Annotated in this window: 1 protein-coding gene; it reads right to left on the bottom strand. The window is 49.4% G+C overall.

The features are described from left to right. Positions 1-257, bottom strand: a 257-nt coding sequence (locus SB775_RS31310) for a chorismate synthase (RefSeq protein ID WP_410865169.1), incomplete at both ends; no start/stop codon positions are given.

Here is a 257-nt window from a genome sequence, read left to right as displayed (position 1 = left end):
CTGTTTCTTCGTTCCAAATAATTTCATCGTGCAGCTTGGAGCCTGGCAAGCCTGCTGCTTCAAAGCCGACTCCGATTTCAACACCTTTGAATGCCTGGATACTCATTACCGCTTGTGCGAGTCGTCCGTCCAGCTTGCGATCCCATTGAACATGGCTTCCCAATCCGATTGGAACTCCTTCTACGATAACCTCGACGATTCCACCCAACGAATCCCCGTCTTCTTTTGCTTTATCAATTGCAGCCATCATCAGTGGC

This window comes from Peribacillus sp. SIMBA_075 (genome assembly GCF_046534585.1).
Note: the sequence above shows the minus strand (reverse complement) of the source record. Positions and strands in the feature narration are given on the sequence as shown.